34 protein-coding genes are annotated in these 23637 nt (G+C 62.8%); 33 read left to right on the top strand and 1 reads right to left on the bottom strand.

Features of this window, described 5'->3' with window-relative positions; genetic code table 11:
- Positions 1-17 precede the first annotated feature (17 nt).
- The 24 genes from L8K25_RS03545 (at position 18) to L8K25_RS03430 (ending at position 14304) form a co-directional block, all read left to right on the top strand.
- On the top strand, positions 18-245 hold the full coding sequence (locus L8K25_RS03545) for a hypothetical protein (RefSeq protein WP_242137514.1): 228 nt from the start codon (positions 18-20) through the stop codon (positions 243-245).
- Between the two features lie 44 nt (positions 246-289).
- Positions 290-2386: an elongation factor G gene (fusA, locus tag L8K25_RS03540; RefSeq protein ID WP_242137513.1), complete on the top strand. Its 2097-nt coding sequence runs from the start codon at positions 290-292 to the stop codon at positions 2384-2386.
- A gap of 121 nt (positions 2387-2507) precedes the next feature.
- Positions 2508-3701 carry an elongation factor Tu gene (gene tuf, locus L8K25_RS03535; RefSeq protein ID WP_242137512.1) on the top strand — a complete coding sequence of 398 codons (1194 nt, stop codon included), beginning with the start codon at positions 2508-2510 and terminating at the stop codon, positions 3699-3701.
- Between the two features lie 159 nt (positions 3702-3860).
- Positions 3861-4169: a 30S ribosomal protein S10 gene (rpsJ, locus tag L8K25_RS03530; RefSeq protein WP_007406109.1), complete on the top strand. Its 309-nt coding sequence runs from the start codon at positions 3861-3863 to the stop codon at positions 4167-4169.
- A 247-nt stretch (positions 4170-4416) separates the two neighbouring features.
- Positions 4417-5172: a 50S ribosomal protein L3 gene (rplC, locus tag L8K25_RS03525; RefSeq protein ID WP_010164588.1), complete on the top strand. Its 756-nt coding sequence runs from the start codon at positions 4417-4419 to the stop codon at positions 5170-5172.
- A 2-nt stretch (positions 5173-5174) separates the two neighbouring features.
- Complete coding sequence (gene rplD, locus L8K25_RS03520; RefSeq protein ID WP_242137511.1) at positions 5175-5801, top strand: 50S ribosomal protein L4; 627 nt, start codon at positions 5175-5177, stop codon at positions 5799-5801.
- Positions 5794-6105, top strand: coding sequence for a 50S ribosomal protein L23 (locus tag L8K25_RS03515; RefSeq protein ID WP_242137510.1), 312 nt, complete (start codon positions 5794-5796; stop codon positions 6103-6105). Before rplD ends, L8K25_RS03515 begins: the two co-directional genes overlap by 8 nt.
- A gap of 4 nt (positions 6106-6109) precedes the next feature.
- The gene (gene rplB / locus L8K25_RS03510) at positions 6110-6964 is read left to right on the top strand and encodes a 50S ribosomal protein L2 (RefSeq protein WP_010164583.1); all 855 of its coding nucleotides are present in this window, start codon (positions 6110-6112) and stop codon (positions 6962-6964) included.
- 1 nt (position 6965) lies between these two features.
- The gene (gene rpsS / locus L8K25_RS03505; RefSeq protein WP_010164582.1) at positions 6966-7241 is read left to right on the top strand and encodes a 30S ribosomal protein S19; all 276 of its coding nucleotides are present in this window, start codon (positions 6966-6968) and stop codon (positions 7239-7241) included.
- The gene (gene rplV / locus L8K25_RS03500; RefSeq protein WP_010164581.1) at positions 7241-7618 is read left to right on the top strand and encodes a 50S ribosomal protein L22; all 378 of its coding nucleotides are present in this window, start codon (positions 7241-7243) and stop codon (positions 7616-7618) included. The genes rpsS and rplV overlap by 1 nt, the downstream gene beginning before the upstream one ends.
- Entirely contained in the window at positions 7618-8319 is a 702-nt protein-coding gene (gene rpsC, locus L8K25_RS03495) for a 30S ribosomal protein S3 (protein ID WP_010164580.1), read from the top strand. Before rplV ends, rpsC begins: the two co-directional genes overlap by 1 nt.
- 10 nt (positions 8320-8329) lie before the next feature.
- A complete protein-coding gene (rplP, locus tag L8K25_RS03490) occupies positions 8330-8764 on the top strand; it encodes a 50S ribosomal protein L16 (RefSeq protein ID WP_010164579.1) in 435 nt (144 codons plus the stop codon).
- Between the two features lies 1 nt (position 8765).
- Positions 8766-8972, top strand: a complete 207-nt coding sequence (rpmC, locus tag L8K25_RS03485) for a 50S ribosomal protein L29 (protein WP_010164578.1) — start codon at positions 8766-8768, stop codon at positions 8970-8972.
- Positions 8973-8982: 10 nt separating this feature from the next.
- The gene (gene rpsQ / locus L8K25_RS03480; RefSeq protein ID WP_010164576.1) at positions 8983-9255 is read left to right on the top strand and encodes a 30S ribosomal protein S17; all 273 of its coding nucleotides are present in this window, start codon (positions 8983-8985) and stop codon (positions 9253-9255) included.
- Between the two features lie 65 nt (positions 9256-9320).
- On the top strand, positions 9321-9689 hold the full coding sequence (gene rplN / locus L8K25_RS03475; protein ID WP_010164574.1) for a 50S ribosomal protein L14: 369 nt from the start codon (positions 9321-9323) through the stop codon (positions 9687-9689).
- Positions 9689-10006, top strand: a complete 318-nt coding sequence (gene rplX, locus L8K25_RS03470) for a 50S ribosomal protein L24 (protein ID WP_242137509.1) — start codon at positions 9689-9691, stop codon at positions 10004-10006. The genes rplN and rplX overlap by 1 nt, the downstream gene beginning before the upstream one ends.
- The gene (gene rplE, locus L8K25_RS03465; RefSeq protein WP_242137508.1) at positions 9999-10601 is read left to right on the top strand and encodes a 50S ribosomal protein L5; all 603 of its coding nucleotides are present in this window, start codon (positions 9999-10001) and stop codon (positions 10599-10601) included. Before rplX ends, rplE begins: the two co-directional genes overlap by 8 nt.
- 1 nt (position 10602) lies before the next feature.
- Entirely contained in the window at positions 10603-10908 is a 306-nt protein-coding gene (rpsN, locus tag L8K25_RS03460) for a 30S ribosomal protein S14 (RefSeq protein WP_010164571.1), read from the top strand.
- A gap of 10 nt (positions 10909-10918) precedes the next feature.
- Positions 10919-11314, top strand: coding sequence for a 30S ribosomal protein S8 (gene rpsH, locus L8K25_RS03455; RefSeq protein ID WP_010164570.1), 396 nt, complete (start codon positions 10919-10921; stop codon positions 11312-11314).
- Positions 11314-11847 carry a 50S ribosomal protein L6 gene (gene rplF, locus L8K25_RS03450; protein WP_242137507.1) on the top strand — a complete coding sequence of 178 codons (534 nt, stop codon included), beginning with the start codon at positions 11314-11316 and terminating at the stop codon, positions 11845-11847. Before rpsH ends, rplF begins: the two co-directional genes overlap by 1 nt.
- Positions 11847-12206: a 50S ribosomal protein L18 gene (rplR, locus tag L8K25_RS03445; protein ID WP_277923017.1), complete on the top strand. Its 360-nt coding sequence runs from the start codon at positions 11847-11849 to the stop codon at positions 12204-12206. The genes rplF and rplR overlap by 1 nt, the downstream gene beginning before the upstream one ends.
- Positions 12207-12209: 3 nt before the next feature.
- Positions 12210-12935 carry a 30S ribosomal protein S5 gene (rpsE, locus tag L8K25_RS03440; protein ID WP_010164566.1) on the top strand — a complete coding sequence of 242 codons (726 nt, stop codon included), beginning with the start codon at positions 12210-12212 and terminating at the stop codon, positions 12933-12935.
- Between the two features lie 5 nt (positions 12936-12940).
- Positions 12941-13117 carry a 50S ribosomal protein L30 gene (gene rpmD, locus L8K25_RS03435; RefSeq protein WP_242137506.1) on the top strand — a complete coding sequence of 59 codons (177 nt, stop codon included), beginning with the start codon at positions 12941-12943 and terminating at the stop codon, positions 13115-13117.
- Positions 13118-13212: 95 nt separating this feature from the next.
- Entirely contained in the window at positions 13213-14304 is a 1092-nt protein-coding gene (locus L8K25_RS03430; RefSeq protein WP_242137505.1) for an acyltransferase, read from the top strand.
- A 125-nt stretch (positions 14305-14429) separates the two neighbouring features.
- On the opposite strand, the gene L8K25_RS03425 is transcribed toward L8K25_RS03430, so the two are convergent.
- The gene (locus tag L8K25_RS03425) at positions 14430-14597 is read right to left on the bottom strand and encodes a hypothetical protein (RefSeq protein WP_242137504.1); all 168 of its coding nucleotides are present in this window, start codon (positions 14595-14597) and stop codon (positions 14430-14432) included.
- A 197-nt stretch (positions 14598-14794) separates the two neighbouring features.
- Here L8K25_RS03425 and L8K25_RS03420 point away from each other — a divergent pair, with 197 nt between their 5' ends.
- The 9 genes from L8K25_RS03420 (at position 14795) to L8K25_RS03380 (ending at position 23507) form a co-directional block, all read left to right on the top strand.
- Positions 14795-15874: an acyltransferase gene (locus L8K25_RS03420; protein WP_242137503.1), complete on the top strand. Its 1080-nt coding sequence runs from the start codon at positions 14795-14797 to the stop codon at positions 15872-15874.
- Positions 15875-16043: 169 nt separating this feature from the next.
- Complete coding sequence (gene rplO / locus L8K25_RS03415) at positions 16044-16586, top strand: 50S ribosomal protein L15 (RefSeq protein WP_242137502.1); 543 nt, start codon at positions 16044-16046, stop codon at positions 16584-16586.
- A gap of 235 nt (positions 16587-16821) precedes the next feature.
- The gene (secY, locus tag L8K25_RS03410) at positions 16822-18174 is read left to right on the top strand and encodes a preprotein translocase subunit SecY (RefSeq protein WP_242137501.1); all 1353 of its coding nucleotides are present in this window, start codon (positions 16822-16824) and stop codon (positions 18172-18174) included.
- A gap of 27 nt (positions 18175-18201) precedes the next feature.
- The gene (locus tag L8K25_RS03405; protein ID WP_242137500.1) at positions 18202-18852 is read left to right on the top strand and encodes an adenylate kinase; all 651 of its coding nucleotides are present in this window, start codon (positions 18202-18204) and stop codon (positions 18850-18852) included.
- A 447-nt stretch (positions 18853-19299) separates the two neighbouring features.
- Entirely contained in the window at positions 19300-19992 is a 693-nt protein-coding gene (locus tag L8K25_RS03400) for a response regulator transcription factor (RefSeq protein ID WP_347272035.1), read from the top strand.
- Positions 19989-21335 (top strand): HAMP domain-containing sensor histidine kinase, encoded by a 1347-nt coding sequence (locus L8K25_RS03395; protein ID WP_242137498.1) that lies wholly within the window; start codon positions 19989-19991, stop codon positions 21333-21335. Before L8K25_RS03400 ends, L8K25_RS03395 begins: the two co-directional genes overlap by 4 nt.
- 197 nt (positions 21336-21532) lie before the next feature.
- Positions 21533-21901: a 30S ribosomal protein S13 gene (rpsM, locus tag L8K25_RS03390; RefSeq protein ID WP_010164558.1), complete on the top strand. Its 369-nt coding sequence runs from the start codon at positions 21533-21535 to the stop codon at positions 21899-21901.
- A 54-nt stretch (positions 21902-21955) separates the two neighbouring features.
- Positions 21956-22345 (top strand): 30S ribosomal protein S11, encoded by a 390-nt coding sequence (gene rpsK, locus L8K25_RS03385; RefSeq protein WP_010164557.1) that lies wholly within the window; start codon positions 21956-21958, stop codon positions 22343-22345.
- A gap of 94 nt (positions 22346-22439) precedes the next feature.
- The gene (locus L8K25_RS03380; RefSeq protein ID WP_242137497.1) at positions 22440-23507 is read left to right on the top strand and encodes a DNA-directed RNA polymerase subunit alpha; all 1068 of its coding nucleotides are present in this window, start codon (positions 22440-22442) and stop codon (positions 23505-23507) included.
- Positions 23508-23637 lie beyond the last annotated feature (130 nt).

Genomic DNA, 23637 nt, shown 5'->3' with positions numbered 1-23637 from the left:
CCGGTGGAGGTTTGAGAATGGCGACCGTAGAGGAACCGTCGATCGAAGATCTCAACCGGCAGTCGGCCCGTCTGGAAGCGGAAACGCGCAAGCTCATGGCCGAAGCCGGTAAGCTGGCCGCGGAGCGCTTGAAGTTTGACAGCGAACGCGAGCTGATGCCGCGTTCCATGATTTTTCAGGCGATGACCGCTACTGCTGCCCTGCTGGGGGCGGGGGCGGTCATGGCCAAGCTCTTCTTCCCCTGATCGCTCGCGCGCTCAGTCCGTATTCTAACTCGTAAGGAAGTATCATGGCCCGCAGCCATCCGCTGGAACGCTATCGCAACATCGGCATCATGGCGCACATCGACGCCGGCAAGACGACGACGACCGAGCGTATCCTCTATTACACCGGCAAGTCCTACAAGATCGGCGAAGTGCATGAAGGCACCGCGACGATGGACTGGATGGAGCAGGAGCAGGAGCGCGGGATCACGATCACGTCCGCCGCTACGACGTGCAAATGGCGCGCCGAAGAAGGCAAGGGCGAAGAGCATCTGATCAACATCATCGACACCCCCGGCCACGTCGACTTCACGATTGAAGTCGAGCGTTCGCTGCGCGTGCTCGACGGTGCGGTCGCCTGTTTCGATGGCGTTGCCGGCGTTGAGCCGCAGTCCGAGACGGTGTGGCGTCAGGCTGAGAAGTATAAAGTTCCGCGGATGTGCTTCGTCAACAAGCTCGACCGGACCGGTGCTGATTTCTATTTCTGCGTTCAGTCGATCATCGATCGCCTGGGTGCGCGTCCGGCTGTGCTGTATCTTCCGATCGGCATGGAAGGCGGCTTCAAGGGCCTCGTCGATCTGGTCGAGAACCGTGCGATCATCTGGCTCGAAGAAAGCCTCGGCGCGAAGTTCGAATATGCCGAGATCCCCGAGGATCTCGTCGAGAAGGCAGCGAAGTATCGCAGTGACCTGATCGAGATGGCGGTCGAGCAGGACGATGCGCTGATGGAAGCGTATCTCGAGGGCAACGAGCCTTCGACCGCCGACCTGAAGAAGCTGATCCGCAAGGGCACGCTCAACTTCTCGTTCGTTCCGGTCGTCTGCGGTTCGGCGTTCAAGAACAAGGGCGTCCAGCCCCTGCTCGACGCGGTCGTCGACTATCTGCCGTCGCCGCTCGACGTTCCGGCCATTCAGGGCCTCAAGCTCGACGGCGTTACGCCGGATGAGCGTCCGTCGTCGGACGAGGCACCGTTCTCGGCACTCGCGTTCAAGATCATGAACGATCCGTTCGTGGGGACGCTGACCTTCGCGCGCATCTACTCGGGCAAGCTCGAGACCGCGTCGCAGGTCACGAACTCGGTCAAGGACAAGAAGGAAAAGGTCGGTCGCATGCTGCTGATGCATGCGAACGAGCGCGAGGATATCCAGATCGCATATGCGGGCGACATCGTCGCTCTCGCAGGCCTCAAGGACACGACGACGGGCGACACGCTCTGCGCGATGAACGCTCCGATCATCCTCGAGCGGATGGAATTCCCCGAGCCCGTGATCGAGCTCTCGGTCGAGCCGAAGACCAAGGCCGACCAGGAGAAAATGGGCGTCGCGCTCAATCGTCTCGCCCGCGAGGATCCGTCGTTCCGCGTTTCGTCGGACTCCGAATCGGGTCAGACGATCATCAAGGGCATGGGCGAGCTCCATCTCGAGATCCTGGTCGATCGCATGAAGCGTGAGTTCAAGGTCGAGGCCAACGTCGGCGCGCCGCAGGTTGCTTACCGTGAATATCTCGGCAAGCCGGTCGATGTGGATTACACCCACAAGAAGCAGTCGGGTGGTACCGGCCAGTTCGGTCGCGTGAAGGTCAAGGTCACGCCGGGCGAGCGCGGTTCGGGCATCATCTTCAAGGACGAGATCAAGGGCGGTAATATTCCGAAGGAATATATCCCGGCGATCGAAAAGGGCTTCCGCGAGACGGCGGCTACGGGCTCGCTGGTCGGCTTCCCGATCATCGACTTCGAGATCCTCGTCTATGACGGTGCTTACCATGACGTCGACTCGTCGGCGCTGGCGTTCGAAATCTGTGCTCGCGGCGCAATGCGTGAAGTTGCGCAGAAGGCCGGGATCAAGCTGCTCGAGCCGATCATGAAGGTCGAGGTCGTGACGCCCGAGGATTACCTCGGTGACGTGATCGGCGACATGAACAGCCGCCGTGGCCAGATCCAGGGCACCGATACGCGCGGCAACGCGCAGTCGGTGGACGCGATGGTCCCGCTGGCGAACATGTTCGGCTATGTGAACGCGCTGCGCTCGTTCACGCAGGGTCGTGCGAACTACTCGATGCAGTTCTCGCATTACGAGGAAGTTCCCGCGAACGTTGCGGACGAAGTGAAGGCCAAGCTGGCCTAAGGCACCAAACCTGACGCCCGAGATGGGCGTCAGGGCTGGCGCTACCGAAAAACTCTCGCTATGGGGCGCGCTTCGCGTGGCGCTCCGGGCGAACCGAAAACGATCAATAAGGTAGGAAATCATGGCGAAGGCAAAGTTTGAGCGGAACAAGCCGCATCTTAACATCGGCACGATCGGCCACGTCGATCACGGCAAGACGTCGCTCACGGCTGCGATCACCAAGGTGCTCGCTGAGACCGGTGGCGCCACGTTCACCAGCTATGCCAACATCGACAAGGCTCCCGAGGAGCGCGAGCGCGGCATCACGATCTCGACCGCACACGTCGAATATGAGACCGAAGCACGTCACTACGCGCACGTCGATTGCCCGGGCCACGCCGATTATGTGAAGAACATGATCACCGGCGCGGCACAGATGGACGGCGCGATCCTCGTCGTCTCGGCAACCGACGGCCCGATGCCGCAGACCCGCGAGCACATCCTGCTCGCACGCCAGGTCGGCGTGCCGACGATGGTCGTGTTCATGAACAAGGTCGATCTGGTCGACGACGCCGAGATCCTCGAGCTCGTCGAGCTGGAAATTCGCGAGCTGCTCTCGTCGTACGATTTCGACGGCGACAACATCCCGGTCATCCAGGGTTCGGCTGTTGCAGCACTCAACGACGTCACTCCCGAGATCGGCCATGACGCCGTCCTCAAGCTGATGCAGGCTGTCGACACGTACCTGCCGCAGCCCGAGCGCCCGCTCGACAAGCCGTTCATGATGCCGATTGAGGACGTGTTCTCGATCTCGGGTCGTGGTACGGTTGTCACCGGCCGCGTCGAGACCGGCATCGTCAAGGTTGGCGAGGAAGTCGAGATCGTCGGTATTCACCCGGCAGTCCGCAAGACGACCGTCACGGGCGTCGAGATGTTCCGCAAGCTGCTCGACCAGGGCCAGGCGGGCGACAACATCGGCGCGCTGATCCGCGGCGTCGGTCGTGAAGAAGTCGAGCGTGGCCAGGTTCTGGCAAAGCCGGGTTCGATCACGCCGCACACCGACTTCCAGTCGGAAGTGTACGTGCTGTCGAAGGACGAGGGTGGCCGTCACACGCCGTTCTTCGCCAACTACCGCCCGCAGTTCTACTTCCGGACCACGGACGTAACCGGCACGGTCGAGCTGCCTGAGGGCACCGAGATGGTCATGCCCGGCGACAACGTTGCCCTCGGCGTCAAGCTGATCGCACCGATCGCCATGGACGTTGGCCAGCGCTTCACGATCCGTGAAGGTGGCCGTACGGTCGGCTCGGGCATCGTCAGCGCGATCGCCAAGTAAGACCTAACCGTCTTTTATAAAAAAGCTGCCGCCCGTGCCTCAAATCGAGGCGCGGGCGGTTGCCTTTTTATGGAGGGCCCTGTATTGGCCCGCCTCCGGTTTTTAAAAGAACTAACTAGCGCCCGGTAACGGGCCCGCTCTTTCGCATTGGTAGGGACTATGGACAGCAATATCCGCATCCGTCTTAAGGCGTTCGATCACCGTGTGCTCGATCAGGCGACCGGCGACATCGCCGACACCGCACGCCGTACTGGCGCTCTCATCCGTGGCCCCATTCCTTTGCCGACGCGCATCGAGAAGTTCACGGTCAACCGCGGCCCGCACATCGACAAGAAGTCGCGTGAGCAGTTCGAGGTCCGCACCTACAAGCGCATGCTCGACATCGTTCAGCCGACCCCGCAGACGGTCGATGCGCTCATGAAGCTCGACCTCGCCGCAGGCGTTGACGTCGAGATCAAGCTCGCCTAATAGCGGCGCTTCGCAAGAGATTCGGTCCGCCAAAACGGACCTGATAGGGATACCGCCAGCTTCGGCTGGGTCTGCGTCCCCCGACACGTTTCCCGCCACGGCGGGGGCACCAGCCCGGGTCGGGGCAGCAGTATAAAAGAATTTGGGCTGAACCGGTTCCGATCGAGGCGAGACGCTTCGGTCGGGGCCAGCACGCATGTTCCGGAATGGTCCGGGATGTGCCTCTGCACTGATTGGAGCATTGGTCATGCGCACTGGCGTGATCGCGAAAAAGTTGGGGATGACCCGCTTGTTCCAGGACGATGGGCGCCACGTGCCCGTAACCGTCCTGGCACTGGAAAATCTACAGGTGGTGGCCGTTCGCGAGGCCGACCGTGATGGATATGTTGCTGTTCAGCTTGGTGCCGGCGTTGCGAAGGCGAAGAATGTCGCCAAGCCGCAGCGTGGCCACTTCGGCAAGGCCGAAGTCGAGCCCAAGGCGAAGCTCGCAGAATTCCGCGTCGCCGAGGATGCTGTTCTCGAAGTCGGCGCGACCATCTCGGCAGATCACTATGTTTCCGGCCAGATCGTCGATATCCAGGGCGTGACCCAGGGTAAGGGCTTTCAGGGCGGCATGAAGCGTTGGGGCTTCGGCGGTCTTCGGGCGACTCACGGTGTTTCGGTCTCGCACCGTTCGCTCGGTTCGACCGGTCAGCGCCAGGATCCGGGCAAGGTCTTCAAGAACAAGAAGATGGCCGGGCAGATGGGCAACAAGAACCGCACCCAGCAGAACCTCGAAATCGTATCGACCGACGTCGAGCGCGGCCTCATCTTCGTCAAGGGTTCGGTCCCTGGTTCGAAGGGTGGCTGGTTGCTCGTCAAGGACTCGGTCAAGGTCACGCGTCACGCTGATGCGCCGTACCCCGCCGGTCTCCGCCAGGTCGCCAATAACAACGACACCGCTCCCGCCGAGACGCCTTCCGACGTCGCGACCGTGGATGCGACTGACGGCCAGGAGGGCTGATCATGAAGGTTACCTCTCAGTCTTTCGACGGCGCAGCCGGCACGGAAGTCGAGCTCAACGACGAGGTCTTCGGCCTCGATCCGCGCGCCGACATCCTGCACCGCGTCGTCACCTGGCAGCTCGAGAAGCGTCGTGCGACCGCAAGCGGTACGCGTGAGCGCGCCGACGTTGCTCGCACCGGCAAGAAGTTTGGTCGCCAGAAGGGCGGCGGTACGGCTCGTCACGGCGATCGCCGCGCGCCGATCTTCGTCGGTGGTGGTAAGGCGCACGGTCAGCGGACCCGCGACTTCAACCCGGGCCTGAACAAGAAGGTTCGTGCGCTTGGTCTGAAGATGGCGCTTTCGAGCCATGCGCAGGCTGGCACGCTGGTCGTCATGGACAGCCTCGTTGTCGAGGCGAACAAGACCAAGACGCTCATCGGCAGCTGGTCGAACATCGGTGCGGGCAAGACCGCGCTCGTGATCGACGGCGACATGGTCGACACGAGCTTCGCACTGGCCGCGGGCAACCTGCACACGATCAACGTGATGCCGGCCGCTGGCGCCAATGTGTACGATATCCTGAAGCACGACACGCTGGTCCTGACCCGCGCTGCCGTCGAGAAGCTGGAGGCCCGCTTCAATGGCTAAGCAGAAAGAGGCGATCGACCCGCGTCATTATGACGTGATCGTCGCGCCGCACATCACCGAGAAGGCCACGCTGCTCAGCGAGCACAACGCGGTCGTGTTCAAGGTCACCAACGACGCCACCAAGCCGCAGATCAAGGCTGCGATTGAGGCATTGTTCGACGTGACCGTTCTGGGGGTCAACACGATCGTCCAGAAGGGCAAGACCAAGAAGTGGAAGGGTGCTCCTTACAAGCGCTCCGACATCAAGAAGGCGATCGTGACGTTGAAGGACGGTCAGTCCATCGACGTGACGACGGGGATCTGATCCGATGGCACTGAAGCATTATAATCCGACGAGCCCCGGCCAACGCGGGCTCATCCTCGTCGACCGTTCGGCGTTGCACAAGGGCGGCCCCGTCAAGGCGCTGACCGAAGGCAAGCGCAAGACCGGTGGGCGCAACAACAAGGGCCATGTGACCTCGCGCGGCATCGCCGGTGGTCACAAGCAGCGGTACCGCATCATCGACTTCAAGCGCCGTAACTGGGGCGTCGATGGTGTGGTCGAGCGGATCGAGTATGATCCCAACCGGACCGCGTTCATCGCGCTGATCAATTATGGTCAGACCGCCGATGGCAAGGAAAACGTTGCGTACATCATCGCTCCGCAGCGCCTTGCGGTTGGTGACAAGGTCATCGCCGACAAGAAGACCGACGTTAAGCCGGGCAACGCGATGGAGCTGGGCCAGATGCCGGTCGGCACGATCGTCCACAACGTCGAGATGAAGCCGGGCAAGGGCGGTCAGCTCGCACGGTCGGCAGGCACCTATGTGCAGGTCGTCGGTCGCGACAAGGGCATGGTCATGGTCCGCCTCAACTCTGGCGAGCAGCGTTACCTCCACGCCAATTGCATGGCGACGGTCGGTGCGGTGTCGAACCCGGACAATGGCAACACCAACCTGGCGAAGGCCGGTCGTAACCGCTGGTTGGGCATCCGCCCGCTGACGCGTGGTGTCGCCAAGAACCCGGTCGACCATCCGCACGGCGGTGGTGAAGGCCGCACCTCGGGTGGCCGTCATCCGGTCACGCCGTGGGGCAAGCCGACGAAGGGTGCGCGCACCCGTCATAACAAGTCGACGGATAAGATGATCATCCGTTCGCGTCATTCGACGAAGAGGAAGGGCTAAGATGGCTCGCTCAGTCTGGAAGGGTCCCTTCGTGGATCTCCATCTGCTGAAGAAGGCAGAGACCGCGCAGGAAACCAACGCGCGTGGTGCGATCAAGACCTGGTCGCGCCGCTCGACGATCCTGCCGCAGTTCGTCGGCCTCACGTTCAGCGTCTATAACGGCCGCAAGTTCGTGCCGGTTTCGGTCAACGAGGACATGGTGGGCATGAAGCTCGGCGAGTTCGCGCCCACCCGCTATTTCCCCGGCCATGCCGCGGACAAGAAGGGCAAGCGCTAATGTCTAAGGCAAAAGCTCCCCGCCGCGTGGCGGACAACGAGGCGCTGTCGGTCGGCACGCAGATTCGTGGTTCGGCGCAGAAGCTTGGTCTCGTCGCGGCTCTGATCCGCGGCAAGAAGGTCGGCGATGCGATGAACATCCTGCAGTTCTCGACCAAGGGTATGGCCGTCGACGCGCGCAAGGTGCTGGCTTCGGCCATCGCCAACGCCGAGAACAACCATAACCTCGACGTCGACGCGCTCGTCGTCGCTGAGGCTTCGGTCGGCAAGTCGATCGTGATGAAGCGTTTCGCGACTCGTGGTCGCGGCAAGTCGACGCGCATCCTCAAGCCGTTCAGCCGTCTGCGCATCGTCGTGCGCGAGCAGGAAGAAGCATAATGGGTCAGAAATCGAACCCGATCGGTCTGCGCCTGCAGATCAACCGCACCTGGGACAGCCGTTGGTACGCCGAAGGCGCCGACTATGGTCGTCTTCTTCTCGAAGACCTCAAGATGCGCACCTACATCATGAAGACGCTGCCGCAGGCCGCGATCTCCAAGGTTGTGATCGACCGTCCGGCCAAGCTGTGCCGTGTTTCGATCTTTGCCGCACGCCCCGGCGTGATCATCGGCAAGAAGGGTGCGGACATCGAGAAGCTGCGTCGTACCCTCGGTGCGATGACGTCTTCGGATGTCAGCTTGAACATCGTCGAGATCCGCAAGCCGGAAGTCGACAGCAAGCTCGTTGCCCAGGGCATTGCCGATCAGCTCGAGCGTCGTATCGCTTTCCGTCGCGCCATGAAGCGTGCGGTTCAGTCGGCGATGCGCCTCGGTGCCGAAGGCATCCGGATCAACTGCGGTGGCCGTCTTGGCGGCGCCGAGATCGCACGCTCGGAATGGTATCGCGAAGGTCGCGTTCCGCTCCACACGCTGCGCGCAAACGTTGATTACGCCGAAGCGCAGGCACACACGGCTTATGGCGTGTGCGGCGTGAAGGTCTGGATCTTCAAGGGCGAAATCCTGGGTCATGACCCGATGGCGACCGACCGGCTGATGATGGAAGCGCAGACTTCCGGCGTCCGGCCTGATCCGCGCCGCTAAGGAATAGATCATGCTGCAACCGAAAAAGACCAAGTTCCGCAAGGCCTTCAAGGGCCGCATCCATGGCGACGCCAAGGGTGGCACCACGCTCAACTTCGGGTCGTATGGCCTGAAGGCGATGGAGCCGGATCGTCTCACCGCACGCCAGATCGAGGCGGCTCGCCGCGCGATCACGCGTCACATCAAGCGTCAGGGCCGTTTGTGGATCCGCGTATTCCCGGACGTTCCCGTCTCGGGCAAGCCCGCCGAAGTCCGCATGGGTAAGGGCAAGGGTTCGCCGGAATATTGGGCAGCCCGCGTCAAGCCAGGCCGCATCCTGTTCGAACTGGATGGCGTTCCCGGTGACATTGCCGCTATGGCGTTCAGCCGCGCAGCGATGAAGCTGCCGATCAAGGTGAAGGTCGTTGCCCGTCTCGGCGACACCTCGCATCTGGGAGTTGCATAAGATGGCCCGCATCGACGACCTCAAGGCGAAGTCCGAGGACCAGCTGGGTGAAGAGCTCGGCAACCTGAAGCGCGAGGCCTTCAACCTCCGCTTCCAGGCCGCGACCAACCAGCTCGAAAAGCCGAGCCGGGTTCGCGAAGTCCGTCGCGACATCGCTCGCATCAAGACCCTGCAGACCGCGCGTTCGCGCGACACTGCGGCAAAGTAAGGATTTAGACATGCCAAAGCGCGTGCTGACGGGGCTGATCGTCTCCGACAAGGGCGACAAGACGGTGGTCGTGAACGTGGAGCGCAAGGTCAAGCATGCGCTCTACGGCAAGATCATTCGTCGTACCAAGAAGTACCATGCCCATGACGAGGGCAACGAGTTCAAGCTGGGCGAGATCGTGCGGATCGAAGAGACCGCGCCGATTTCCAAGCTGAAGACGTGGAAGGTGATCGAGCGGGTTAACGCCCACGCGACGCCGCAACGAGTCGACGTCGACGCGTAAGCGTCAGCGTTTATTGAGGCGGGGACCGGTCGGTATCGGCCCCAGATGAGAAGGAAGCGGATCCAATGATCCAGATGCAATCCAATCTCGAGGTCGCTGACAACAGCGGCGCGAAGCGGGTTATGTGCATCAAGGTGCTTGGGGGTTCCAAGCGTCGTGTTGCAGGCGTTGGCGACATCATCGTCGTCAGCGTGAAGGAGGCCGCACCGCGCGGTCGCGTGAAGAAGGGCGACGTGCACCGTGCCGTCATCGTGCGTACGGCGAAGGACATTCGCCGCGCCGATGGCACCGTGATCCGCTTCGATTCGAATGCGGCCGTACTGGTCAACAAGAACGAGGAGCCGATCGGCACCCGTATCTTTGGCCCAGTCGTGCGTGAGCTTCGCGGCAAGAAGCACATGAAGATCATCAGCCTTGCGCCGGAGGTGCTGTAATGGCCGCTGCACGTATCAAGAAAGGCGACCGCGTCATCGTCCTGTCCGGCAAGGACAAGGGCAAGACCGGTGACGTAACGATGGCAATGCCGAAGGACGGCAAGGTCGTCGTGTCCGGTGTGAACATCGCCGTTCGCCACACCAAGCCGAGCCAGGGCGACCCGCAGGGTGGCCTGATGCGTAGCGAAGCGCCGCTGCACGTCTCGAAGGTCGCGCACGTGACCGCCGACGGCAAGCCGACGCGCGTTCGTTTCGAGACCCAGGACGGCAAGAAGGTTCGTGTTGCGGTCAAGACCGGAGACAAGATCGATGGCTGATGCAGCTACCAAGCCCCGGATGAAGGGCATCTACGACGACAAGATCGTCGCAGCGATGACCGAGAAGTTCGGCTACAAGAACGCGATGGAAGTTCCGCGCATCGAGAAGATCACGCTCAACATGGGCGTGGGCGAGGCGACGCAGGACAAGAAGAAGGTCGACCAGGCTTTCGGCGAAATGGAATTGATCGCAGGGCAGAAGCCCGTCGTGACCAAGGCCAAGAAGTCGATCGCGCAGTTCAAGCTGCGCGAAGGTATGCCGATCGGCGTCAAGGTCACGCTGCGTCGCGAGCGGATGTACGAATTCCTCGACCGCTTCATCACGATCGCGCTCCCGCGCGTTCGCGATTTCCGCGGGCTCAACCCCAAGTCGTTCGACGGACGCGGCAACTATGCCTGCGGCCTGAAGGAGCAGCTGGTGTTCCCGGAAATCAGCTACGACAAGATCGACAAGATCCGCGGTCTCGACGTGATCGTCACGACCAGCGCGAAGACCGACGACGAGGCGCGTGAGCTGCTCCGTCTGTTCGGCTTCCCGTTCCCGCCAGAAGTGACTGGCTCAGAGTCTGCTGACGACCAGAAGAAGGCGGCATAAGATGGCCAAGGTAAGTTCAGTGAACAAGAACGAGCGTCGCAAGATGCTCGTTAAGAAGTACGCGCCCAAGTACGCCGCGCTGAAGGCAATCGCTGCCGACAGCACGCTGAGCGACGGCGAGCGTATCGAGGCCCGTCTCAAGATGGCCGAGATTCCCCGCAACGGGAATCCGACGCGCATCCGCAACCGCTGCGAGCTGACGGGTCGTCCGCGCGCATATTATCGCAAGTTCCGCCTCTGCCGTATTCAGCTGCGCGATCTGGCCAACAAGGGCCTCATCCCCGGCGTTACGAAGTCGAGCTGGTAAGGATCACGAGATGGCATTGACCGATCCCCTGGGTGATATGCTCACCCGCATCCGCAACGGCCAGCGCGCGCGCAAGGACTCTGTCCTGACGCCGGGCTCGAAGCTGCGGACCCGCGTTCTCGATGTGCTCCAGCGCGAAGGCTACATCCGTGGCTATAGCGAAGAGCAGATGGGCCCCGCGGCCGGCATCCGCATCGAGCTGAAGTATTTCGAGGGCCAGCCCGCGATCAAGCACGTTGCCCGTGTGTCCAAGCCCGGTCGTCGCGTCTATTCGGGTTCGACCGAATTGCCGCGCATCATGAACGGCCTCGGCATCACGATCGTTTCCACCCCCAAGGGTGTTCTGTCCGACGCGGAAGCGCGTGAGCAGAACGTCGGCGGCGAAGTCCTCGCGGAGGTGTTCTGATGAGCCGCATCGGTAAAAAGCCGATCACCGTTCCCGCCGGCGTCACTGCGACGATCGACGGCGGGCAGATCAGCGTGAAGGGCCCCAAGGGCACCCTCGCGATGCCGCTGCGCGACGAGATCAGCTACACGCTCGAGGATGGCGGCATTTCGGTCGTCCCCGCGAACGACACCAAGCGCGCGCGTGCCTTCTGGGGTATGCAGCGTACCATGGTTCAGAACCTGATCACCGGCGTGTCGGACGGCTTCACCAAGAAGCTGTTGATCAACGGCGTTGGTTATCGTGCCGCGGCCCAGGGTCGCAATCTGAACCTGAAGCTTGGCTACAGCCACGATGTCAACATCAACGTGCCGGAGGGGATCGAGGTCAAGACCCCCGACAACACGACGGTCGAGATTTCGGGCTCGGACAAGCAGAAGGTCGGCCAGCTGGCCGCGGAAATTCGCCAGTGGCGTAAGCCCGAGCCGTACAAGGGCAAGGGCATCAAGTACGACGGCGAGTTCATCTTCCGCAAGGAAGGGAAGAAGAAGTAATGTCGACCAAGGGTATGTCTCTCTTCGAGAAGCGGCGCCGCCGCAATCGCACCGCGCTCCGTGCGCGTGGAACGGGCCGTCCGCGGCTGTCGATCCACCGTTCGGGCCGTCACATCTATGCGCAGATCATCGACGACGCCAAGGGCGTGACCGTTGCCTCTGCCTCGACGCTGGAAAAGGACGTGCGCGACACGACCGGGGCCAATGTCGATGCAGCGATCGGCGTCGGCACGCGCGTTGCCGAGGCTGCCAAGGCAGCCGGCGTGACGCAGGTCGTGTTCGACCGTGGCGGCTTCCTGTTCCACGGCCGCGTCAAGGCGCTGGCGCAAGCCGCGCGCGAAGCCGGATTGGAGTTCTAAGACATGGCGGATGAGATCAACACCGGCGAGATCGCCGCACCGGCAACGACGCCGAACGATGCACCGCAGGGCCGTGGCCCCCGTGGTGGTCGTGGTCGCACCGGCCCTGGTGGCGGCGGTCCCAACCGTGGCGGCCGTGACAGCCGCGGCGGTCGCGACAATCGCGGCGGTCGTCCGGGTTCGGACGATGGTGGCGAAGAGCTGATCGAGAAGCTGGTTCACATCAACCGCGTCTCGAAGACGGTCAAGGGCGGTAAGCGCTTCGGCTTCGCGGCACTGGTCGTCGTTGGTGACGGCAAGGGCCGTGTCGGCTTCGGTCATGGCAAGGCACGCGAAGTGCCCGAAGCCATTTCCAAGGCGACGGCTGCTGCCAAGAAGGCGATGGTTCGCGTTCCGCTGAAGGAAGGCCGTACGCTGCATCATGACGGTCGCGGTCACTTCGGTGCCGGCCTCGTCACGCTGCGCTCGGCGCCCCCCGGCACCGGCATCATCGCAGGCGGCCCGATGCGGGCCGTGTTCGAGGCGCTCGGCGTCGCGGACGTGGTGACCAAGTCGGTCGGCACTTCGAACCCCTACAACATGATCCGTGCAACCTTCGAATCGCTGACCGCACAGGTCAGCCCGAAGGCGGTAGCGCAGCGTCGCGGCAAGAAGATTGCGGACCTGCTCGGCCGTGGTGGCGCGGACAAGGACGTCGCCGAGGCCCAGGCCGAAGCGATCGCGGAGTAATATCGATGGCGACCATCAAGATCACGCAGACCGGTTCGCCGATCCGCCGCGAAGCCGACCAGCGCGCAACGCTGATCGGCCTCGGCCTCAACAAGATGCACAAGACGCGCGAGCTCGAGGATACTCCGGAAGTCCGGGGCATGATCCGCAAGGTCGCGCATATGGTGAAGATCGTCGACTGACACACTTCGTCACGTTTGTGATTTGAACTGTAAGGATCCGGGGGTTGCCTAGTGCGATGCCCGGATTTTTGCTATGAGGACGCCGCGGGGGCGGCATGATCAAAAACATCCAGGCATTGCGGGCTGTTGCGGCGTTACTTGTCGTGGTCGACCACTGGGCCGCCCTGTATGGGGGATGGTTTCAACGTCTGGGGGCGATTGGCGCGGTTGGCGTCGATATCTTCTTCGTGATCAGCGGTTTCGTCATGATCCACGCAACAGCGGGACGCACCGTATCGCCATCGCGGTTCGCCGTCAGCCGCATCATCCGGATCGTACCGCTCTACTGGACCTTCACCATTGCGCTCTTCCTTGGAGCGGTAATTGCGCCGAACGTCATCCGATCCACCACCACGGACCTGGCGCCGCTGCTCAAATCACTGTTTTTCGTGCCGTACGAACCCTACGGGCCAGCCTGGGCGCGACGAACGCAGGTCTCCCCTCTGTTGTTCACGGGGTGGACGCTGAACTATGAGATGTTCTTTTACGCGATCTTCGCGCTGAGCCTGTTCCTTCGGAACGTGTTTTGGCAACGCGCGGCGGTTCTCGCCGTCCTGGGCGTTCTGGTCGTGATCGGGCTCGTCGGTCGACCGACGGGATTTCTGATGAAATTCTACACCGCTTCGCTCCTGTTGGAATTCGCATACGGCATGGTCCTCGGCATGTTTGCCGAGCAGTGGTTACGGCTAATTCGCAACCGCGGCGTCGCGTGGGCATTGGTGGCCGTCGGGTTGTCGCTTTTGCTGGCGATGATGGCCATTTTCCCGGTCAGTATTCGCGGGTATGTTCTTGGGCCATTTGCCCTGCTCACCGTGGTCGGTGCGTTGGCGTTGGAGCGGCAGGGCGTGGCGGTGCGGTCGCGGTTGTGGCTTTTGCTGGGAGCGGCGAGCTATGCGATATACTTGGTCCACCTTCTCTCGACCGTAATAGTGGTCAAAGCCTTGGCGCATGTACCGGTCCCGGGCCCGGCCGGCGTAACGGTGCGCGGAGTCACGACAGTGGTCGCAGCATGCGGCATCGGTGTCGCCATCCATCTGCTGTACGAACGACCGCTCGGGCGATGGCTGCAGGAACGCTTGCCTCCACGGATCGGCCGAGCAGCGGGCAAAATTGCGCCCCCGGTAATCCCAGCCATGCCGCGGGAATGATCGGGGACCGATACGCCTGCTGTCCGCACGACACCGTCCGGCGCAAACAAGGATCGAGTTCGGCTACGGCGTTGCGCTTAGGTTGAAGGGGCACCCGCAGGCATCGGACGATCGGTAGCGACGGGTCACTGGCCATTTGCGTCGTCGGCATGGGCGGAATTCAGCCCTCGCTTTCCGACATCGCTCTTGCGCCCCGTGGTCGGTCCCTTGGCTCCTGACGCGAAGCTTTCCAATTCGGGCAGACTGACCATCGTTGCGACGCGAGGCGGATCGTGCGCGACGCTGATCAGCATCGGTCCCGAAGCGATGGACGAGACGGACGAGCGTGGGGACACCGCGGAAGTCCGGCGCATGATCCGATCTGCACGGCTATACTTGGTAGCGATTGACGTCAGACGGTTCTGCCGCGGTTCAGCACGTGAGCGGAATGCGTCGGGACTGCCTTGAGCGACCTTTGGATCTGAAGTATAGGGTTTGCTGCGGGGGCAGCATGATCAAGAACATACAAGCATTACGAGCAATCGCGGCGTTATTCGTTGTCTTCAACCATTGGTCGTTTCGCTACGGGGGGTGGCTGGAGGACCTTGGGTCATTAGGCGCTGTTGGCGTCGATATATTTTTCGTTATCAGTGGCTTCGTCATGATACATGCAACATCGGCCCGGACCGTGTCGCCACAACGTTTCGCAGCGAGCCGGATCATCCGGGTAGTGCCGCTATACTGGACGCTTACGATCGGCCTCGTGCTATGCGCAGCGCTCGTTCCGTCGATGTTTCGTGCCACTACGACCGAACTTGCTCCCTTGGCTAAATCGCTGTTTTTCGTCCCATACGTTCCGGGGCGGGGGCACGTCGCTCCATTGCTCTATCCGGGTTGGACGCTCAACTACGAGATGTTCTTTTACGCGGTGTTCTCGCTGAGCCTCCTCCTGCGACGCATATTCTGGCAGCGGGCGGCGATTTTGGCCGTCTTGGGAGTGCTGGCGGTGCTTGGCGACGTCGTCCGGTCTACCGGCGCCCTACCGGCACTCTACACTTCATCGCTTCTGCTGGAGTTCGGATACGGCATCATTCTCGGCATATGCACCGAACAGGGCGTGCACCTTATCCCAAGCCGACGAGCGGCCTGGGCTTTGGCGCTACTTGGCTTGTTCCTGTTGATGGCGATGCGACCGTTCTTTTATGGCAACCTCAGGGGCTATGTCCTCGGGCCTTGTGCACTGCTTACGGTCGCCAGCGCGCTGGCGCTGGAACGCCATGGTGTTGTCGTGCGGTCGCGGCTTTGGCTGTTGATTGGCGCAGCAAGTTATGCGGTGTATCTGGCGCATCCAATGCTGAGCTTGGCGGTTTTCAAAATCTTCGCCTCGTTTCACAGTGCAAGCCCTCTGCTGGTCGCGCTGTCCGGCGTTGTGACGATGGGTGGCGCGACCCTTGCCGGGATCGTGATCCATTTATGGTACGAACGACCGTTGGGCCGCTGGTTGACCGCCCGACTTCTTGCACCGCCCCCGGTCCGGAGCCCAATGGACGTGGCGCAACCGGCAATGGCGCTCCCAGCAGCGAAGGGATGACGGCGCCGGCCTCGCTATGCTGCCCTGCTGCTTACGTGCAGGCGTGGCATACCGGCCGTCCCGCGCGCTGGGGATTGCAGGCTGGAGGGCTTGCATATGACGCATCACTCCGCTAGGCGCACCCACTTCCTAATAGTCCGCGCGACAAAAGCGAAAGCGAGTGCAACTCATGAAACTTAATGAAATCCGCGACAACCAGGGCGCGCGTAAATCCAAGATGCGTGTCGGCCGTGGTATCGGTTCGGGCAAGGGCAAGACCGCCGGCCGCGGCCAGAAGGGCCAGAAGAGCCGTGAGGGCGTCTCGATCGCCGGCTTCGAAGGTGGCCAGATGCCGCTCCACATGCGTCTGCCGAAGCGTGGCTTCAACAACATCTTCGCCAAGGATTATGCCGAGGTAAACCTCGGTGCGATCCAGAAGGCGATCGACGCAGGCAAGATCGAGGCTGGCGCTTCGATCGACCACGAAGCACTCAAGGCCGCTGGTCTTGCACGTGGTGGCAAGGATGGCGTCCGTCTGCTCGGCAAGGGCGAACTGACCACGGTCCTCAAGTTCACGGTTGCCGGTGCGTCGAAGGGCGCGATCGAGGCCGTTGAAAAGGCTGGCGGCTCGGTCGACGTGATCTACGTCATGCCGGCAAACGAGAAGGCTGCCGCCAAGAAGGGCGTGAAGTACAAGGAGCGCCAGGCGCACAAGGCGTCGTTCAAGGCGTAATTGTCGCTTAGCTAGCGCTTCCCCGGCGAAGGCCGGGGCCCAGTCGCGCAGGTCGACGCTCCAGGGCGTCGCCCGTGTCACTGTCGGCATCTCGACTGGGCCCCGGCCTTCGCCGGGGTGGGCGTAGCAGGTGGCTAGGCAAGGCCGCTTGCATGACTATATGAAGCGGCGGGGCGGTAAAACGTTTCCCGCCGTTTTTGTTTCCGCCGATATCGATTCCAGGACGATCAACCGCATGGCATCCGCAGCCGATAAAATGGCCTCAAGCATCAGCCTGTCGAAGTTCGCGCAGGCGACCGACCTCAAGAAGCGGCTGTGGTTCACCATCGGCGCGCTGATCGTGTTCCGCCTGCTCAGCTACGTCCCGCTGCCGGGGATCGACCCGACCGCGCTCGCCGCGCTGGCGAGCCGCACCAATGGCGGCGTGCTCGACTTCTTCAACGCGTTTTCCGGTGGTTCGCTCAAGCGGGCCAGTCTAATCGCCTTGGGCGTTACCCCGTACATCACCGCCTCGATCGTGGTGCAGCTCGCGACTTCGCTGTCGCCGACGCTTGCCGCGATCAAGAAGGAAGGGGAGAGCGGGCGCAAGCGGCTGAACCAGTACACGCGCTTCGGGACCGTCGCGCTGACCGTGATCCAGGGCTATTTCCTCAGCCTCGGCTTCCAGAGCCAGGGCGTTGTGGTCGATCCCGGCATGCTGTTCATCATCGGCTCGGTCATCAGCCTCGTCGGCGGGACGATGTTCCTGATGTGGATCGGCGAGCAGATCACCAGCCGCGGCATCGGCAACGGCATGTCGCTGATCATCATGGCCGGCATCGTCGCCAACCTGCCCACGACGCTCTACAACCTCGCGCAGACCGCGCGGACCGGGGGCGGGAACGTTACCGGCTTCACGCTGGTCGCGATCATCGTCGCAGTGGCGGGGTTGATCCTGTTCATCTGCTTCATGGAGCGCGCGCAGCGTCGCATCCTGATCCAGTACCCCAAGCGCCAGACCCAGCGCGGGATGCAGTCGGATCGCAGCCATCTGCCACTCAAGATCAACACGGCAGGCGTCATCCCGCCGATCTTCGCGTCGTCGTTGCTGCTGATGCCGCTGACGATCACGCAGTTCGCGGGCAAGAACGTGTCGGGCGACACCTGGTGGGGGTCGGTCGTGATCACGCTCAACCAGTATCTGCAGCATGGTAGCGTCGCCTACATGCTACTGTACGGTGCGGGCATCGTCTTCTTCTCGTTCTTCTACACCGCCGTCGTGTTCAACCCGGAAGAAACCGCGGACAATCTGAAGCGGCATGGCGGCTTCATTCCCGGCATTCGTCCGGGCAAGAACACCGAGACTTATTTCGATTACGTGCTCACGCGCATTACCGTGATCGGTGCGGGCTATCTCGCGATCATCTGCCTGCTGCCCGAGTATCTCGTTTCGGCGTTGTCGATTCCCTTCTACCTCGGCGGGACGAGCCTGTTGATCGTCGTCAACGTGACGATGGATACGGTGACGCAGATTCAAAGCCACTTGCTCGCACATCAATATGGCGATCTGATCAAGAAGGCGAAGCTGAAGGGCGGCCGACTGCGCTGAAGCGCTGATCGGTAAGGGGAGACGCGTGTGAACATCATTCTGTTGGGGCCCCCGGGCGCGGGCAAGGGCACCCAGGCGGCGCGGCTCGAAAAGGACCGTGGCATGGTCCAGCTGTCGACCGGCGACATGCTGCGTGCGGCGGTGAAGGCGGGAACGCCGGTCGGGCTTCAGGCCAAGGCTGTGATGGAGGCGGGACAGCTCGTTTCCGACGAGATCGTCTCGGGCATTATCGGCGAGCGGCTCGACATGGGCGACACCGCCAACGGCGTGATCTTCGATGGCTATCCGCGTACGGCGGCACAGGCCGAGCAACTCGATTCGATCCTGGCGGCGCGTGGCCGCACGCTGGACAAGGTGATCGAGTTGACCGTCGACGAAGATGCGCTGGTCGAACGGATCGTCGGACGGTTCACCTGTGCCAACTGCGGTGCCGGCTATCACGACCATTTCAAGCAGCCGAAGGTGGCGGGGACCTGCGACGTTTGCGGACACCATGAGTTCAAGCGCCGTCCGGACGACAACGAGGAAACCGTGCGCACGCGCATGGCCGAGTATCGCGCCAAGACCGAGCCGATCATTCCGATCTACGAGGCGCGCGGGCTGCTTGCGCGGGTGGACGGGATGGCCGACATGGACAGCGTGTCGCACGCGATCGAGGGTATTCTCGGGGCGGCTTGACGTGTTGCGGATTGGTTGAGGGCGGGGAGCGTCGTTTGCGCTCTCTCGCCCGTTCCAGACGATTGACCGCATGCTCCGCATGCTCCGCATGCCCGTCATCCTGAACTCGTTTCAGGATCCAGCCCTCCGCGAGTCCGGCGCGCCCCGGTTGCGCGGTGGATGCTGAAACAAGTTCAGCATGACGGCGGAAGAGTGGCTGGCTGCGGAGCGCTTTCCCGCAATCCGCTCTATCTCCTAGAACCTCAAATGACATTTTCGTCATCGCATCGTCACCGGATCGCGCAGGCGATCCGGTGCAAACATACCCCCATGGCCGGCGCACGCGGCCGGAAACGTTCACCGAGATCGGCACTCGCACTCCCGGGAGTGCCGTTGGCCGGCGGAAGGCTTGCTTTCCGTCGGCCTCATTTCATTCTAGGCACGAGGAAACCGCCCGGAATGCCGCCTGTGACCCGTAAGATCCTGATCGTCGAAGACGATAGCTCGACCGCCGCCTATCTCGCAAAGGGACTGGGCGAGGCTGGTTATGCCGTCGAAACCTGCGCCGATGGCCGCGACGGGATGTTCCTGGCCAGTGAAGGCATCTTCGATCTCATCATCGCCGACCGGATGCTGCCGGGCCTGAACGGTCTGGCGATGCTCGGCGCGATTCGGGCCGCGGGCGTGCGCACGCCGACGCTCGTGCTGTCGGCTTTGGCGACGGTCGACGATCGTATCGACGGGCTCAACGCGGGCGCCGACGATTATCTGGTCAAGCCTTTCTCGTTCGCCGAACTGACCGCGCGGATCGACGCGATCTTCCGCCGGGTCGATCGCAACGCGACGGACGGGCAACCGACGCGGCTGTCGGTCGGGGACCTGGAGATCGACCTGCTCGCGCGGACGGTCGCGCGACAGGGCAAGCCGATCGCGCTCGGCGCGCGCGAGTTCAACCTGCTCGAATATCTCGCGCGTCACGCGGGGCAGGTGGTGACCCGGACCATGATGCTCGAGAAGATCTGGAACTATCATTTCGATCCGGGATCGAACGTGGTGGACGTTCACATCGGTCGGCTGCGCCGTAAGCTTGAAGACGGATTTGCGGCGCCGATCCTGCACACGGTGCGTGGCGCCGGGTATCGGCTGTCGGTCGAGCCTTGATCCGGCTATCGGTCACGGCGCGGATTGCGCTGCTGTCGATCGCCCTTGCGCTGGTTTCCAATCTCGTGCTCGTCGCCTTCGTCTGGAAGGTCGTCCGCGACGATGCGATCGACGAGCTCCGCCGGGACACGATCGAGCAGTCGGACGCTTTGGTGGCGGTCTATCGCACCGGCGGTCTGACCGCGCTGGGTCGCACCATCCGCGAAGCCCGTACGCCGGGCGACCTGTCGCGGATCGTCGCGGTGATCGCGCGCGACGGCCGGCTGATCGCAGGGGTAGGGCCGGAGCTCGACCAGTTCGCGCGCTGGCCGAAACTCGGCTTCCAGATCCGGGCGATCGGGTCTCCCTGGTCGGATCGCGAGACGGGCTATGCGGTCCGGCAGATCGGTGCCTACCGCTTGGTGAGCGGCCGGTTGCTCGACGATTGGGAAGAGGAGCAACGTGGGATCGAGCGTGCGCTGGCGGCCGCGACCATGCTGTCGCTCGCGCTGGGTATCGGCGGGGGGTTGGTGGTCACGCGCTACGTCGGGCGCAGGCTCGACCGGGTCGCGGCGGTGATCGAGGGTGTTGCTGCAGGGGATCTTTCGCGCCGGGTCGCCAACGCCGCGAGCGGCGATGCCTTCGACCGGCTCGCAACGCGTCTGAACGCGATGCTCGACAAGACCGAGCGGCTGATGAGCGAGCTTCGCATCGTGACCGACGGTCTGGCCCACGACTTGCGCTCGCCACTCGCCAGGTTGCGCGCCAAGGCGGAGGCGGCGGTGCTGCAGGCCGACCCGGTACAGCGCGAGGCCGCGATGGGCGGGCTGTTGATCGAAACCGACCTGGTGCTGCGGATATTGTCGACCATGATCGAGATTACCCGGGCTGAGTCCGTCTCTCGCGACCGGCTGGGACCGATCGAACCGGCAACGCTGATCGAAGAGATTGCGGATCTTTACGCTCCGGTGGTGGAAGATGCGGGGATGCGGTTCGAAGCGGTCCTGGCGCCCGGCTTGCCCAAGGTGATCCTCCACCGCGAACTGATGACGCAGGCGCTTGCAAATCTGATCGACAACGCGCTGCGGCATGCCGGTAGCGGGGGCGAGATCGTGCTGCGGGCCGCGCTGTCCGGGAACGCGATGCACTTTCAGGTGGAGGACCGCGGCCCCGGCATCGCCGAAGCGGATCGGGCGCAGGCGCTGCGCCGGTTCGGGCGGCTGGACCAGGCGCGTAGCCTGCCGGGTGCGGGCTTGGGCATGGCGCTCGTCGAAGCCGTCGCGCGTCTCCACGGGGGCAGGGTCGAGCTGCACGACAATGTACCGGGCTTGATCGCAGCGATCGTGGTTCCCATCTCCTTGTAAGCAATCGGATCGCGCGTGCTTGACAGACGGCGAGTCGATCTTTACCAGCCCGGCATTCCGAACCACCGGTCTCCGGCGGCGCATGTTTGCGCTCGCCGGTGTGTTGCGTTTTTGGCAAGGCACGGGGTTCGGTTGCGCAACGCGATGAGATGGGATGTGCAGCCATGCATGTCCCGTGGAGCAGGAGAACCAAGTTCATGGCACGTATCGCCGGGGTCAACATCCCGACCAACAAGCGCGTAGTAATCGCGCTCACCTACATCCACGGCATTGGCGACACCAAGGCCAAGGAAATCGTCACCAAGCTGGGCATCCCGATGACCGCGCGCGTGCAGGACCTGACCGACCAGGAAGTCCTCCACATCCGCGAAACCATCGACGCCGATTACACGGTCGAGGGTGATCTTCGTCGCACCGTCGCGATGAACATCAAGCGCCTGATGGATCTGGCCTGCTATCGCGGCCTGCGCCATCGCAAGGGGCTGCCCGTTCGCGGCCAGCGCACGCATACCAATGCGCGCACCCGCAAGGGCAAGGCAAAGCCGATCGCCGGTAAGAAGAAGTGAGCTTGAGCCGCGGGTGACCGCGGCTCGCTCCTGTAGCAGGGTTAGGACAAGACAATGGCACGTGAACCGCAACGCATTAAGCGGCGTGAGCGCAAGAACATCACCTCTGGTGTCGCGCATGTGAACGCAAGCTTCAACAACACCATGATCACGATCACCGATGCCCAGGGCAACGCGATCTCGTGGTCGTCGGCCGGCGCAATGGGCTTCAAGGGCTCGCGCAAGTCGACCCCGTATGCGGCCCAGGTCGCAGCGGAAGACGCGGGCAAGAAGGCCGCCGAGCACGGCGTCCGGACGCTCGAAGTCGAAGTGAAGGGCCCGGGTTCAGGCCGTGAGTCGGCGCTTCGCGCGCTGCAGGCGGTCGGTTTCCAGATCACCTCGATCCGTGACGTTACCTCGATCCCGCACAACGGCGTGCGTCCTTCGAAGCGTCGCCGCGTCTGATTTCGTCTCGGCCGTGCGCGGTTGATCGCGCTGCACGGTCCGATTCCCACTTGGTCGGCATCGCCCGTGCCGGCCCAAAATCAAGGGATAGCCTATGTCCGTCAATGCAAAGAACTGGCAGGAGCTCAAGAAGCCGTCCGGTCTCGAAAAGAAGCCCGGCGGTGACGGCAAGCGCAAGGCGACCTTCATCGCCGAGCCGCTGGAGCGTGGTTTCGGCCTGACGCTCGGCAACGCGCTGCGGCGCGTTTTGTTGTCTTCGCTGCAGGGCGCGGCGGTGACGTCGATCAAGATCGAGAACGTGCTGCACGAATTCTCGTCGCTGGCGGGCGTCCGCGAGGACGTGACCGACATCGTGCTCAACGTGAAGCAGATTGCTTTGCGCATGCAGGGTGAAGGGCCGAAGCGGCTCCAGCTGTCGGCAACGGGCCCGGGTCCGGTCAAGGCGGGCGACATTGCGGTTTCGGGCGACATCGAAGTGATGAACCCGCAGCTCGTTTTGTGCCATCTCGATGATGGCGCGACGCTGAACATGGAACTGACCGCGGACGTCGGCAAGGGCTATGTCCCCGCCGTCGCCAACCGTCCGGCCGATGCGCCGATCGGGCTGATCCCGGTCGATGCTTTGTATTCGCCGGTCAAGCAGGTCAGCTACAAGGTCGAGAACACCCGCGTCGGGCAGGAGCTCGATTACGACAAGCTGACGCTGACGATCGAGACTGACGGTACGGTTTCGCCTGAGGAAGCCGTCGGTTACGCCGGTCGCATCTTGCAGGACCAGCTTGCGCTGTTCGTCGGCTTCGACGATTCGAGCGTCACGCGTCAGGCCCCGATCGGCCAGGCAGCGCCTGCCGCTGGTGGCACCGAGGTTTCGGGCGATACGCAGCAGATCAACCGTTACCTGCTCAAGAAGGTCGACGAGCTCGAGCTTTCGGTTCGCAGCGCCAACTGCCTCAAGAACGACAACATCATCTACATCGGCGATCTGGTCCAGAAGACCGAAGCCGAGATGCTGCGCACGCCGAACTTCGGCCGCAAGTCGCTCAACGAGATCAAGGAAGTGCTGTCGAGCATGGGTCTCCGCCTGGGCATGGAAATCCCCGGCTGGCCGCCCGAGAACATCGAAGAGATGGCGAAGAAGCTCGAGCAGGAAATTATGGGTTGAGCCGCACGGGATTAGCGCGAGCTAATCCCGAGACGGCGAAAGCCCGGCCGGCGGGCCTCTGGCCCGACCGACGACGCGGCTTTGCCGCGGCGTATTCGGCACCAGTTAGGATTCCCGCCTTCGCGGGAAT

Source organism: Sphingomonas sp. TREG-RG-20F-R18-01, from assembly GCF_022662475.1.
Taxonomy (GTDB): Bacteria; Pseudomonadota; Alphaproteobacteria; order Sphingomonadales; family Sphingomonadaceae; genus Sphingomonas.
This window is presented reverse-complemented; position numbering and strand designations above follow the sequence as displayed.